The sequence below is a fragment of the Paenibacillus sp. VCA1 genome (genome assembly GCF_031583795.1).
Classification (GTDB): domain Bacteria; phylum Bacillota; class Bacilli; order Paenibacillales; family Paenibacillaceae; genus Paenibacillus_AQ; species Paenibacillus_AQ albilobatus.
In genome coordinates this window covers 274,008-286,926 of sequence record NZ_JAVLSX010000005.1, presented here as the reverse complement: position 1 = coordinate 286,926, position 12,919 = coordinate 274,008, and the positions used below count along the sequence as shown (strand labels likewise).

Below are 12,919 nucleotides of genomic sequence, written 5' to 3'. Positions count from 1 at the left end.
CTACATTTCCTTTACACCTGTTTGTACACTGCGGATATACAATTTGCCCGTGCCCGCGTCCAATTCGATGGTACGGCCGTAATTCCCCCCAGTGTCTTCTGCAATAAGCGGAATTTGAAGTTCTTCCAGCTTGGCTTTGCAGGACTCCACGTTCCTAGGCCCGATCCGCATCGTATCCCCGGTGCCGGCAAAAGCGAACATTTGCGCTCCCCCCGCCATTTTGGCGACGATGCGGGAAGGGGAAGCGCCCAGCTGCAGCAGTTTGTCCAAAAGAGCCGGTAGCGCCGTGTCCGCATATTTCGCAACATTCAGCTGCCCCTCGCGGGCAATGTCCGAGGATGGCAGCATCACATGCGCCATACCGGCGATTTTGAGCTGGGGATCATACATCGTAAGGCCGATGCACGACCCCAGACCGACCGTCCTGATGATTCCCGATTGTTGTACCACGTTCAGGTCGGCCATACCTACTTTCACAACGCTTTGCTCTTCAATCATGGTCTATCGGTACTCCCAGGGATTTAAATATCTTGGCGAATGAGTCCGGATCGGGAATCAGGAAAAACTGGCCTTCCACCTCGTGGTCGCCTTCAAGAAACGTCGTATCGATCAGCAGGGCATCGTCGCCCATTTGTCCGAACTGCAGCAAGCCGTAGCTGAGTATGGCGCCCGCCATATCCATCGCCAGCGCCGGAACGGTGGGGGACATGCCGAGTTTCGTGAAGTCGGCCAGCGACGACAAATAGGAGCCTGCCAAAATGTTGCCGATTTCGCAAAGCGCGGACTGCTCCAATTCATTAAACATGCCGTCCGTATCGCGCCGGATGCCCACCAGTCTATTCAGCAGGCTTTTGGCCGCTTCCGGGCTCATGATAAAAAACAAATTCCCCGGGGCTTCGCCTTCGACGCGGAGGAACACGGCGATGACGACCTGTTCGGCCCCGCCGACCTTTTCCGAAATTTCTTCGAATGGCAGCAGCTGCACTTTGGGCACGGCCATGTCCACAGGTTTGTTCAGAAGGCGGGACAATGCGGTGGCGGCGTTGCCGGCGCCGATGTTCCCGACCTCCCGCAGAACGTCCATTTTAAATTCCTTGAAATGTTTAAAGACCTCCACGGGGCTATTCCTCTAAACTTTCCAATTGGATGATTTCGTTTTTGTTGAGCACTTCGGACAGATTCAGCATGATGAGCAGTCGGTCGTCGCCGATTTTCGCCACGCCGTCCAAATATTTCGCCTTGATGCCTCCGACGACTTCCGGCGGAGTTTCGATCCGGTCCGTGTGCAGGTCGATGACGTCGTTTGCGGAATCGACGATAAAGCCGACTTCCATGTCATTCACCGCGACGATGATGATCCGGGTCTGATCGGTATATTCGGTTTCTTCCAATCCGAACCGGCCGCGAAGATCGATAACCGGGATCACCACGCCGCGAAGATTGATCACGCCTCTGACGAACGCATAGGTTTTCGGAACTCTGGTGATGGGAAGCATGCGCTCGATGGTTTGCACCTTGTCCACTTCGATGCCGTATTCTTCGCTGCCCAGTTTAAATACGATGACTTTGATTTCTTCTCCCATGAATATAACCTCCTTTAATGAATGCCGGGATTACTTGATGAATACGTTCGGATCGAGAATAAGCGCTACCTGGCCGTCGCCAAGGATGGTGGCCCCCGAAATGCCCTTGATTTGCGGCAAATATTTGCCGAGGCTCTTCAGGACGATTTCGTTCTGCCCGATAAATTGGTCGATGGCCAATGCGGCGAGCCGTTCGCCTTTATGGATGACGATAATTTCCGTTTCGGCTTCTTCGTTTTCGTCGAAATCCTTGATGTTAAAAATGCTGCTGAGCGAAATCAAAGGAATGAGCGATCCGCGGAATTCCACCATTTTGTTGCCGTGAACGGTGCGGATTTGCCCTTTTTTGACGATGCCGGTCTCCACGATGGACGACAGCGGAATCGCATATTTCTCCGAACCCATTTTGACCAGCATCGCCGCGATGATCGACAGGGTCAGCGGGAGTTGAACCGAAAAGTTCGTTCCTTTGCCGGGCGTGGAATAGATGGTCACTTGTCCGCCGAGCGACGTGATTTTTGCTTTCACGACGTCCAGCCCGACCCCGCGTCCGGATACGTCGGAAATTTTCTCCGCCGTGCTGAAGCCCGGGGCGAACAGAAGCTGATGCACCTCTTCGTCCGACATGGCCGAGGCCTGCTCCTCCGTCACGACGCCTTTTTTCAGGGCCGTCTTCAAAACCTTGTCGCGGTAAATGCCGCGTCCGTCTTCTTCGATTTCGATAAATACATGGTTGCCGCTGTGAAAAGCGCGCAGGTTAACGGTGCCCGTCTCCGATTTGCCTGCGCGGATCCGTTCGTCCACCGACTCAACGCCGTGGTCGACCGCATTGCGCAGCAAATGCACCAGCGGATCGCCGATTTCATCGATCACGGTCCGGTCCAGCTCCGTGTCGGCGCCGGTAATGATCAGATCGACTTTTTTGTCCAACGATTTGGCCAAATCGCGAACCATGCGCGGGAAGCGGTTAAAGACCGTGTCGACAGGAACCATGCGGAGTTTCATGACGATATCCTGAAGGTCGGAGCTGACGCGGGTCATGTGTTCTACCGTCTCGGTCAGCGCATGATTCTGAACCTCGCTGGCAAGCTGTTCCAGACGAACGCGGTCTATCAATAATTCACTGAATAAGTTCATGAGCACGTCCAGCCGCTCGATGTCGACGCGGATGGTGCGGGTCGGAACGGCGCCGCCGGTTTTTGCCGGCGTTTTGGCTGCAGGGGCCTGCTTCTCGGATGCCTGCTCCTGTTTCGCCGGTGCGTCTTCGGCCTTGGCTTCGGCCACAGGCGCGGCAACGGCTGCGGCTGCTTCCTGCGACGCGGCGCCGATTTCGCCCATTTGTTTCAACGTTTCCTCGTCAAGCTCCGTAACGTCGGCTTTTTCGATCTCCGACACGTTCATGATTTGCCGCTGCAGTTCGGCAGGATCTTTTGTCGTTATGTAATAAAGGGAGAAGCTGCGTTCAAACTTTTCCTGTTCGATGTCCTGAACCGGCGGGAAGGATTTAACGACCTCGCCCGATCGCTCCAGCAGCTCGAACACCATATAGGCCCGCACCGCTTTCAACTGGCAGCTCTCGCGAATATGGACGTCGACGTACAGTACATGATGCCCGCTTTCGATCGATTGCTTCAGGACGGAGTACTGGAACTCGTCCAGCTGAATGGCCGTACTTGAGCTGGCGGCAGCGGCTGCTTGCGAATGATTCCCGGACGGCGCGGACGGGTTTTCCCCCCTGACGATCGCCTGCAGCGAGGACACGATCGCGGAGACGTCCGCCTTTCCTTCCCCGCCTTCGGTAATATCCTGGACCATCGATTCGAGCGCATCCAAACCTTTGAACAACGTATCGAAAATAAAATCCTGCATGGCCAGCTTTTCGTTGCGGACCAAGTCCAACACGTTTTCCATCTGGTGGGTAAGCGAGGCGAGATCCTCGAATCCCATTGTCGCAGCCATCCCTTTCAAGGTGTGCGCCGAACGGAAAATCACTTGTACAATCGAGAGATCACTCGGGCTGCTTTCGAGAAGCAGCATATTTTCGTTCAGTGATTGCAGATGATCATTGGACTCATCAATAAACATGGATAGGTATTGGTTCATGTCCATTGCGAGACACCTCCTTTATAAGTTCACTTTCCGTTGCTCACAGCGCGGACTACGCCGGCTGCGATTTGATGAAGGGGCAATAGATGGCTGACGCAATCGAGCTCCACCGCCGAACGCGGCATGCCATACACGACGCAGGTCTCTTCGCTTTCGGCGAAGGTGCTTTTTACGCCGCTGTCATATAAGCGCTTCATCATTTTCGCCCCATCGCTGCCCATTCCGGTCATCAGCACCGCGTGGCGGCGCAAGGAGGCAAGCGGCAGCAGCGATTCAAAAAGCGTGTCCACCGACGGCCTGTGGCCGTTTACCGGCTGGTCTTCCGACAAGGACAACGCAAGGCCTCCGTCCGCTTCCTTGACCACCCTCATATGCTTTCCTCCGGGAGCGACGTACGCGCAACCTGCCCGCAGTTTCATCCCGTCCTCGGCCTCCATGACCTCCAATGGACTGAAAGAGTTTAACCGCTGGGCAAGCGACCGGGTAAAATTCGGCGGCATATGCTGCACGATCACGACCGGAGCGGGAAGGTCGGCCGGAAGTTTTTCCAGCACCGCTTTCAGCGCCCGCGGGCCGCCGGTGGAACATCCGATGGCGACGAGATCGTCAAACGCAAGGCGCTTCTCCGGATGTTTGTCCGTCTCGGCTGTCCGGGCTTGCGCCGCAGCATATTCCCGGGCGACCGCGGTTTCCTCGACCGTGACGGCCGGAGGCGAGGAAGGATTGGTTTTTTTCGCTTTTATCCGCCGCTCGGGTCTTTCAAGCGGAACCTCCGGTTTGGGTGAAAACAGCTCCGGACGTTTAATGGGCTCATACTTGGTTTTTTTCGGTTCGGGAATGGCCGTTGCCGGAGAAACGAAAGGCCGGTCCGATCCCGCCTGCCGCTTTCTCTTTTTTTCTTCGGCCTGAAACGCCGCCCTTCTTTCCCTTGCCGCCATGGCAGCCTTAAGCTGCTCCAGCAGCGCATCCCTTACCTGATCGATATGCTGCGAATACGTCAAGGAAGGTTTGCGGATAAAATCAAACGCTCCGGATTCAAGCGCCATAATCGTTTCTTTCATGCCTTCCTCGTTGATCCCTGACAGCATGATCACGGGCATCGGATGCTTGGCCATGATCAGCTTTAAAGCCTCGAGGCCGTTCATTTCAGGCATTTCCACATCCATCGTGACGATGTCAGGCTTCAAGCCGAGGGCTTTTTCGACGGCTTCCCGCCCGTTTACGGCCGTGTCCACCACCTGGAACGAAGGATCCTTTTCGATCAGATCCGAAAAAATTTTACGCATAAATGCCGAGTCATCCACAACTAGGACCTTATAAGGCGCCATGCCATTTCCACCCCTGTTCCTTACTACAAAAGAATCATTTTGTACGACGAAGCCACTTCTGCATGAATCCTTTGATTCCCGTCAAGGCACCTGGTTCCGGGGAAGCCGGGACTAGCATGTACCGCCGCGCTATACGCCGTATTTCATGCGATGCCGCGCAGTTCGGAAAAGCCGTGGAAAAAGGAACTTGTTTTTTTACGGCCTGCACCACATGGCGGTCATCGGATATGTATCCAAGCAGCGGAATATCCACGTTCAAAAACTTCTGCGCGGCTACCCTGATTTTGTCCGCCGTCTGCATGGCTTCTTTTTCGTCGCCCGCCCGGTTGACGATCAGCTTGAACACAGAGCCGCTTTCCCTGGCCCTGACGACCTTGATCAGCGCATAGGCATCGGTGATCGACGTCGGTTCCGGCGTCGTCACGACAAGACATTCGTCCGCCGATTGAATGAAATTGAAGTTTTCCTGGGACAAACCGGCGCCGGTATCAAAAATGATGTAATCCATTTGAGCCGCGACCGTTTCGATTTCCTCCATAAAATAGTTCAGATCGTTTTGCGACAAGGAAAACAGATCGCTCATTCCCGAACCGCCGGCAATCAGCGACAGAGATCCGGGACCGCGTTCGATGATTTCGTCGATCCGTTTCTCGCGCCGCAGCAGGTGGTACAGATTGTATTTGGCCGAAATCCCCATCAGCACGTCGATGTTGGCCATTCCGATATCGGCGTCGAACACCAGCACCCGCTTCCCCATGGATTGCAGCGCAAGTGCGAAGTTGAGCGTGAAGTTGGATTTCCCCACACCGCCTTTGCCGCTTGTCACCGTAATGAGCCTGGCGCTCCGGGGCGGCGTCTGACCGCTTGTCCGGGCAGCGCGTTCGCGTTCGCGCATCATCACCAAATCCCTGAGCGTTTGCGCCTGATCGGTCATATGCCTTCTTCTCCCAGCAGCAGGCCTAGAAGCGTTTCTTCTCCGGGCAGAAGCAAATCGTCCGGAACGTTCTGGCCGTTTGTCATGTACGATAGGCGAAGCGGATACTCGTGAAGCAGGTTCAGGATCGGGCCGTAACTTCCCGTTTCATCCAATTTGGTGAAAATCACTTTGTCCAAACCGTATTTGCTGAAATGCTCCGCGATTTTATTCATGTCCTGGCTTTTGGACGTCAAGCTGAGGACTAAATAGGTTTCGCTGTTTTCGACCGGGGCGAACAGGCTCTGCAATTCGGAAACGAGCAGCTCGTTGCGATAGTTGCGTCCGGCCGTGTCCATCAGAATAAGGTCGCAATAATCGAGGCGCTGCATTGCCCGCTGCATGTCTCCGGGAGACTGGACCACCTCGAGCGGAACGTTCAAGATCGATGCGTAGGTTCTCAGTTGTTCCACCGCGGAAATCCGGTACGTATCGGACGTAATGAACCCGACCTTCCGCTGGTGTTTGAACAGCTGCTCCGCGGCCAATTTAGCGATCGTCGTCGTTTTGCCGACGCCTGTCGGACCGGCGACGTACACCATTTTGGTACGGGGGTCGATTCCCCCGCCGAAACGGCCCGCCAAAAACGATTGGATCCGGCCGCGGATCATCGTTTCCAGCTCCTCATCGCTTAACCCGCGTCCGTTTTCGTCCCAATGCTCATAAGCGGCGCCGATCCATTCCTGAATCAATTCGGAATCGATGTCCTGCCGGAACAATTGGTCCTGGACCGTTTGCAGCGCGTCCGGAAGCGTGCGCTGCATGGTGGACTGCCGGGAAATTTTCGCCATCCAGGCCTTCATCTCGCGCAGTTCCGCAAGCAGCTTGTCTTCCGCAACGGACCTGCTCTTTTCTCCCGCCGGAAGGTCCGTGCCTCCGGTCGGCTGCTTGCGGATTGGCACAGCGGTCTGCGCCTCCATGGGCAGCGGAGGCGGAGCGGCCTCCTCCGCCTCGGCCGATGCTCCTTGTGCTGCGGCTGCCGCCGTATGCAATGCTTCAGCGGAGACGGCGGCTTCGGCGAACGCCTCCGCAAAGACCGGAGCGGCTTCCCGTCCGGAATCCGGCTGCTCCTGAGGCGACCCTGCGCCCGATGTGATCTCAACCGTTTTTTTGTAAGCTTGCGGCACCGCTTTTTTCGGCACCGCCATGGCGGGTTTCGGCTGGGGAGCCCGGACTGCCGAAGGTTTTTCCTGCGTTTCCTCTTCCACCGCCGCAACCACTTCGATTTTCTTTTGTTTGAACATGCCGAGAAAACCGCCGATTTTCGTTTCCTTTGTGCTCAGGATCACGGCGTTTGCGCCGAGGTCTTTGCGAATCTGGAGCATCGCTTCGGGCATCGTATCGACCAGATAACGCTTCACTCTCATAAATTCACCACTCCGACACTTTGAATTTCAACATTTGGCTCAAGCTCGCTGTAAGATAGTACCGGAATATCCTGCATCGTCCGTTCGATTACTTGCCGCAAATACATGCGGATCGTGGGCGACGTCAGGAGGATGGGCTGCTGCCCGGACTGAAGCAGGCGGTTTACCTGCTCGCTGAGCTTTTGGAATACCGTCTGGGTCGATACCGGATCCAAGGCCAGATAGCTGCCTTGATCCGACTGCTGCACGCTTTCCGCGATTTTTTTCTCCAGCGTCGGACCGACCGTAATAACCTTCATCGTTTCCCCTTCCTGGGAAAACTGCTGGGTAATCTGTCTGGAGAGGGATTGCCTTACGTACTCCGTAAGCACGTCCGGATCTTTCGTATATTGTCCGTAATCCGCCAACGTTTCGAAAATGGTGACGAGGTCGCGGATGGATATTTTTTCGCGAAGCAGCTTCGCCAGCACTTTCTGCACGTCCCCGACCGCCAGCACGTTCGGAATCAACTCGTCGACAAGCACCGGATAATTTTCGCGCAAATTGTCGACCAGCATTTTTGTTTCCTGGCGCCCGAGCAGCTCATGCGCATGTTTCTTGATCAGTTCGGTCAAATGCGTGGCCACGACGGACGGCGGATCCACCACGGTATATCCGGACAATTCCGCCCTTTCCTTGGTCGCCTCGTCGATCCAGAGGGCCGGAAGTCCGAAGGCCGGTTCCTGCGTCTCAATACCCGATATGCTTTCGTCATCATACCCGGGACTCATCGCCAAATAGTGATTAAGTAATAATTCACCGCCGCCGACGCTATTCCCTTTAATTTTAATGACATATTCATTCGGTTTTAGTTGAATATTGTCGCGAATGCGAATGACGGGAACGACGAGTCCCAGCTCCAGCGCGCACTGCCTGCGGATCATGATGATCCGGTCCAGCAGGTCGCCGCCCTGCTGAACGTCCGCCAGCGGGATCAAGCCGTAGCCGAATTCGAATTCGATCGGGTCAACCTGCAGCAAATTGATGACACTTTCGGGGCTTCGAACCTCTTCGATTTGCTGCTCCTCCTCCTGCTGTTCCACTTCGATCTGTTTGCGTTCCATGTTTTTCTGCATCCGGTATGCCGCGAATAACAAAATAGCGGCAAACGGCAAAGTCGTTATGATATGTATTGGCGTAAAAAATCCCAACAGCGCGACCGTGCCGCCGACGATGTACAGCAGCTTCGGATAAGACATCAGCTGCTGCGTCAAATCGCTGGCGAGATTGCCCTCCGAAGAGGAACGCGTCACGATCAGACCGGATGCCGTCGAAATGAGCAGCGCCGGAATTTGGGAGACCAGCCCGTCGCCGATGGTCAATACCGAATATGTAGATAAAGCGTCCTGAAAATTCATTCCGTTCATCGACATCCCGATGATGAAACCGCCGACCAGGTTGATGATGAGGATGATGATGCTGGCGATCGCATCGCCTTTGACGAATTTGGTCGCACCGTCCATCGCTCCGTAGTAATCGGCTTCGCGTTCCACCTTTTGACGGCGCTCGCGCGCCTGCTGCTCGTTGATGAGGCCGGCGTTCAAGTCGGCGTCGATGCTCATCTGTTTACCCGGCATCGCATCGAGCGTAAACCGTGCGGCTACTTCCGCAACCCGTTCCGAACCTTTGGTGATTACGATGAATTGTACGACGACAAGAATTAGGAAGACGATGAAACCAACGGCGATTTGCCCATTGGCGATCCAGCTGCCGAAGGTGGATACCACGGTTCCGGCGAAACCTTTGGACAAAATCAGCTTCGTCGTCGAGATGTTCAGCGCCAGCCTGAACAACGTCGTAATCAGCAACAGCGAAGGGAAAATCGAAAACTGCAGCGCTTCCTTCGTGTTCATCGCTACCAGCAAAATGAGCAGAGCAAGCGAGATGTTGATGACGAGCAGAACGTCCAAAAGCCATGTCGGGATCGGAAGAATCATCATGAGAACGATGCCGATGACACCTAGTAATACCGTAATTTCTTTTGCTTTCAATGGCTTCACTGCCTCCGATCCCAAGGGGTTATTTAACCTTGCCTTTTAATTTGTATACATATGCCAAAACTTCAGCCACGGCCTGAAACAAATCGGCGGGAATGGAGTCCCCGATCTCCGCTCTGTGGTACAGGGCCCGGGCGAGAGGTTTGTTTTCCATAGTTATGACGCCGTGTTCTTTGGCCACTTCCTTCATGCGCAGCGCCACGAAATCCTGGCCTTTGGCGATGATTTGCGGAGCTTCCATTTTGGAGCCCTCGTATTTCAAGGCGACGGCGAAGTGCGTCGGGTTCGTAATGACGACATCCGCTTTGGGCACTTCCTGCATCATGCGCTGCATCGCCATTCTGCGCTGGCGCTCCCGGATCTTCCCTTTGACCAGCGGGTCGCCCTCCATTTTTTTGTATTCGTCCTTGATGTCCTGCTTGGACATCCGGATGCTTTTTTCGAATTCATAACGTTGATATAAATAATCCAGTATCGCCATCGCAAACAAGGCGGCGCCGATCTTCAGCCCCAGGTTCATCGTCAAGTCCGCCGCGAAATGAAAGGTCTTTTCGAGATTCATCTCCGACAGCTTGCCGATTTTCGGCAAGGCGCCCGACAATGTCTGGTAGACCAGCAGCCCGATAACGGTCACTTTAAAGATGGATTTCAAGCATTCCACCAGCGACCTGACCGAAAAAATGTTTTTAAATCCTTTGATCGGATTCAGTTTGCTGAATTTCGGCTTAAGCATTTCGCCGGTCAGCATGAATCCAACCTGCGCCACGTTGGCCACGAGCGCTAAGACGACCGTCGTGATAAACAGCGGCGCCATTAAGATTAAAATTTGGATCACGTACTCCATCGCCATATTCATCACGTTTCCGATCGAAACGCCGGAATTCAGACGGTTCAGAAACACGTCCTTAAACAGTCCCACCAACCGTTCCTTGATAAACCCGCCGAACATCAGCAGGCTTAAAAAGGAGGCCAGCAGCACCACGGAGCCGGAAAGCTCCTGGCTTTTGGCGACCTGACCCTTTTTGCGGGTATCCTGCCGTTTTTTCGGCGTCGCTTTTTCCGTTTTCTCGCCGGCAAACAACTGCAAATCGAGCCGATATCTGTAGGACACTCCAGTTTGCTCCTTTATTCCGGCTTAAGTCGGCCTATGCCCCAACAACCCCAGCAGATTTTGCATCGATTCGAACATGATGTGAAACAAATCGCCGAACAAGTACGAAAAGCTGGGTACGAGCAGCAGCAGCACAACCAAGCCGACAATCACTTTAAGCTGCATCCCGATCACGAAGACGTTAAACTGCGGAGCCGTACGGGCCAAGAAACCAAGTCCTACATCCGTCAGGAATAACGCGGTAACGATCGGCGCCGCCATCTGAAAGGCCAGCACAAACGATTGGCCGAAGGTTTTGACCAAAAAATCGGAGATGCTTCCGTTGTACAGCTTTATAAAAAAATCGTTGGATAACGGCACCCAGTCGTAGCTGCGTATGATGCCGTCGATCAAATAATGATGCCCGTTCATGGTAAGAAACAGCAACAGGGCAAACATATATTTGAAGTTTCCGAGAACCGGGGACGACGCGCCGGTCATCGGATCGATGACGTTGGCGATGCCGAATCCGATCTGTATATCGATCAAAGCGCCTGCAGTCTGAATGACCATAAACAGCAGATACGCGACAAACCCCAGCACCAAGCCGATAAGAACCTCGCGGATAATCAGCAGGATGTAAGTCAGGTCGGCCGGCAGCTCATGATGAACGCCGTACGTCAGAAATACGAGAACGGACAGAAAAAAGGACATGCCGATTTTAAAAATGTTAGGTACTCCTTTTGAGGACAGCACAGGTGCGACAACAAAAAAGGAGGTAATTCGACAAAAAATAAGCATGAACACCGGCAAGCTATCCAGCAGCATATTCATCGATCGCTACCGCCTACCCGATATATTTATATAGGTTATCTAATATGTTGTAGGTGAAATCCACGAGCGTCGTCAAAATCCAAGGCCCGAACAGCAGGAGCGCCAGCAGCACCGCCACGATTTTCGGTATGAACGCGAGGGTCTGCTCCTGAATTTGGGTCGTCGCCTGGAAAATGCTTACGATCAAGCCGACGATCAAACCAAGCAGCAGCATCGGCGCGCTCACCTTCAGCACGGTATACACCGCCTGTCCCGCTAGGCCGATAATAAAATCAGAGTTCATGGCCGGCCTCCTTCGCCTTTCTCATCCATCATGTGTTAAAACTCATCAGCAGCGATTTGACGACCAAATACCATCCGTCCACAAGCACGAACAGCAAAATTTTGAACGGCAGCGATATCATGACCGGCGGAAGCATCATCATCCCCATCGCCATCAAGGTGCTTGAAACGACGATATCGATAATCAAAAAAGGAATAAATATCATGAAGCCCATCTGAAACGCCGTTTTCAGCTCGCTGATCGCAAATGCCGGAACCATGACGGTGAGCGGGATATCCTTGTACGTTTTGGGCTTTTCCGTCTTGGTGTATTTCATGAACAGCAGCAGATCTTTTTCCCTCGTTTGCGAGAACATAAACTTTTTCATCGGCTCCGCCGCTTTGTCCAGCGCCTGCGTCTGGGTGATCTCGCCTTTCAGATACGGCTGCAGGGCCACGTCGTTGATCGATGAAAACGTTGGTGTCATCACAAACAGCGTCAAAAACAGCGCCAGACCGACCAGCACCTGGTTGGGCGGCATTTGCTGCGTGCCAAGCGACGTACGCACGAACCCCAGCACGACCACGATCCGGGTGAAGCTTGTCATCAGCACCAGCAGCGCCGGCGCGATGCTGATGACAGTAACCAGGAGAAGGATGGACAACGAGCTTGTGCTCGGTTTCCCCCCTGAATCGCCCACCTGTATATCGATGTTCGGTATGGGATCGGCGAATGCCGCCGTCAAGGCGAGCAAACTGATAACCGATAAAACGATGAAAGCAAGAAAAACCTTCTTTTTCATGGATCCCTCAACCGATCTGTAGTATTGTCTTCGCGAAGAAGCTCCTCCATTTTTTCCTTTCGGTTTGACATTTTTCGCAGCTTTTCGTCAAAGACTTCGTGAAACGAGGACGAATCCTCGAGCGTAATGTCTTCCGACAACGTTCCTTGCTTGCGGATTCTGGAGGCCAGCTTTTCCAGCATGGGGGAAATGGCGCCCGGACGGGCGCTTGCCTCCTGCTCGAAAGCCTCCATGATCAGCTTCACTTCCTCCGGATCCGTAATCTTGTCGACCAGGCGGATATCCTCGCCGACGCCGACCAGATACAGGCTGCTGCCGATTTCGATGATCTGAAGGGATTTGTTCGGACCGAGCCCGACTGCGCCCAAGGTCCGAACGGCACGACTGGTAAACCACGTTTTGTTTTTCCTGCCCAGGAAACGAATCAAAAGTATAATAAGTACGACGATGACCGCCAAAACAAAAATGACGTACATCAGATTCAGCGCATAATTTCCCGGGCTTTGGGGCGTATCTATATCAGCTGCGATCAGCATGG

The 12,919-nt window shown here is 53.9% G+C and carries 13 protein-coding genes; all 13 read right to left on the bottom strand.

The window, feature by feature from the left end:
• Genes RJP21_RS13200 through RJP21_RS13140 form a run of 13 tightly spaced genes read right to left on the bottom strand, consistent with a single transcriptional unit; the run spans position 1 to position 12,917 of the window.
• Complete coding sequence (locus RJP21_RS13200; RefSeq protein ID WP_160037399.1) at positions 1–498, bottom strand: chemotaxis protein CheD; 498 nt, start codon at positions 496–498, stop codon at positions 1–3.
• A complete protein-coding gene (locus tag RJP21_RS13195; RefSeq protein ID WP_373309166.1) occupies positions 491–1,084 on the bottom strand; it encodes a chemotaxis protein CheC in 594 nt (197 codons plus the stop codon). Before RJP21_RS13195 ends, RJP21_RS13200 begins: the two co-directional genes overlap by 8 nt.
• 37 nt (positions 1,085–1,121) lie before the next feature.
• Positions 1,122–1,583: a chemotaxis protein CheW gene (locus tag RJP21_RS13190; protein WP_160037397.1), complete on the bottom strand. Its 462-nt coding sequence runs from the start codon at positions 1,581–1,583 to the stop codon at positions 1,122–1,124.
• Between the two features lie 30 nt (positions 1,584–1,613).
• A complete protein-coding gene (locus RJP21_RS13185) occupies positions 1,614–3,692 on the bottom strand; it encodes a chemotaxis protein CheA (RefSeq protein WP_310859669.1) in 2,079 nt (692 codons plus the stop codon).
• 23 nt (positions 3,693–3,715) lie between these two features.
• Positions 3,716–5,017, bottom strand: a complete 1,302-nt coding sequence (locus RJP21_RS13180; protein WP_310859668.1) for a protein-glutamate methylesterase/protein-glutamine glutaminase — start codon at positions 5,015–5,017, stop codon at positions 3,716–3,718.
• Positions 5,018–5,051: 34 nt separating this feature from the next.
• Positions 5,052–5,951, bottom strand: a complete 900-nt coding sequence (locus RJP21_RS13175; protein ID WP_310859667.1) for a MinD/ParA family protein — start codon at positions 5,949–5,951, stop codon at positions 5,052–5,054.
• The gene (gene flhF / locus RJP21_RS13170; RefSeq protein ID WP_310859666.1) at positions 5,948–7,357 is read right to left on the bottom strand and encodes a flagellar biosynthesis GTPase FlhF; all 1,410 of its coding nucleotides are present in this window, start codon (positions 7,355–7,357) and stop codon (positions 5,948–5,950) included. Before flhF ends, RJP21_RS13175 begins: the two co-directional genes overlap by 4 nt.
• Entirely contained in the window at positions 7,354–9,387 is a 2,034-nt protein-coding gene (flhA, locus tag RJP21_RS13165) for a flagellar biosynthesis protein FlhA (RefSeq protein WP_310859665.1), read from the bottom strand. The genes flhF and flhA overlap by 4 nt, the downstream gene beginning before the upstream one ends.
• A gap of 28 nt (positions 9,388–9,415) precedes the next feature.
• Entirely contained in the window at positions 9,416–10,504 is a 1,089-nt protein-coding gene (gene flhB / locus RJP21_RS13160; protein WP_310859664.1) for a flagellar biosynthesis protein FlhB, read from the bottom strand.
• A 24-nt stretch (positions 10,505–10,528) separates the two neighbouring features.
• On the bottom strand, positions 10,529–11,317 hold the full coding sequence (gene fliR / locus RJP21_RS13155) for a flagellar biosynthetic protein FliR (RefSeq protein ID WP_310859663.1): 789 nt from the start codon (positions 11,315–11,317) through the stop codon (positions 10,529–10,531).
• A gap of 13 nt (positions 11,318–11,330) precedes the next feature.
• A complete protein-coding gene (fliQ, locus tag RJP21_RS13150) occupies positions 11,331–11,600 on the bottom strand; it encodes a flagellar biosynthesis protein FliQ (protein ID WP_160037389.1) in 270 nt (89 codons plus the stop codon).
• 28 nt (positions 11,601–11,628) lie between these two features.
• Positions 11,629–12,381: a flagellar type III secretion system pore protein FliP gene (gene fliP / locus RJP21_RS13145; protein ID WP_310859662.1), complete on the bottom strand. Its 753-nt coding sequence runs from the start codon at positions 12,379–12,381 to the stop codon at positions 11,629–11,631.
• Positions 12,378–12,917 (bottom strand): flagellar biosynthetic protein FliO, encoded by a 540-nt coding sequence (locus RJP21_RS13140; protein ID WP_160037387.1) that lies wholly within the window; start codon positions 12,915–12,917, stop codon positions 12,378–12,380. Before RJP21_RS13140 ends, fliP begins: the two co-directional genes overlap by 4 nt.
• Between the last annotated feature and the right edge of the window lie 2 nt (positions 12,918–12,919).

What these genes read in the sequence shown, in the direction of transcription:
- flhF (WP_310859666.1), bottom strand. Translation starts at nt 7,357, where the DNA reads ATGAGAGTGAAGCGTTATCTGGTCGATACGATGCCCGAAGCGATGCTC.
- RJP21_RS13200 (WP_160037399.1), bottom strand. Translation starts at nt 498, where the DNA reads ATGATTGAAGAGCAAAGCGTTGTGAAAGTAGGTATGGCCGACCTGAAC.
- RJP21_RS13185 (WP_310859669.1), bottom strand. Translation starts at nt 3,692, where the DNA reads ATGGACATGAACCAATACCTATCCATGTTTATTGATGAGTCCAATGAT.
- RJP21_RS13195 (WP_373309166.1), bottom strand. Translation starts at nt 1,084, where the DNA reads ATGGACGTTCTGCGGGAGGTCGGGAACATCGGCGCCGGCAACGCCGCC.
- fliR (WP_310859663.1), bottom strand. Translation starts at nt 11,317, where the DNA reads ATGAATATGCTGCTGGATAGCTTGCCGGTGTTCATGCTTATTTTTTGT.
- RJP21_RS13175 (WP_310859667.1), bottom strand. Translation starts at nt 5,951, where the DNA reads ATGACCGATCAGGCGCAAACGCTCAGGGATTTGGTGATGATGCGCGAA.
- RJP21_RS13190 (WP_160037397.1), bottom strand. Translation starts at nt 1,583, where the DNA reads ATGGGAGAAGAAATCAAAGTCATCGTATTTAAACTGGGCAGCGAAGAA.
- RJP21_RS13140 (WP_160037387.1), bottom strand. Translation starts at nt 12,917, where the DNA reads ATGCTGATCGCAGCTGATATAGATACGCCCCAAAGCCCGGGAAATTAT.
- RJP21_RS13180 (WP_310859668.1), bottom strand. Translation starts at nt 5,017, where the DNA reads ATGGCGCCTTATAAGGTCCTAGTTGTGGATGACTCGGCATTTATGCGT.
- fliP (WP_310859662.1), bottom strand. Translation starts at nt 12,381, where the DNA reads ATGAAAAAGAAGGTTTTTCTTGCTTTCATCGTTTTATCGGTTATCAGT.
- fliQ (WP_160037389.1), bottom strand. Translation starts at nt 11,600, where the DNA reads ATGAACTCTGATTTTATTATCGGCCTAGCGGGACAGGCGGTGTATACC.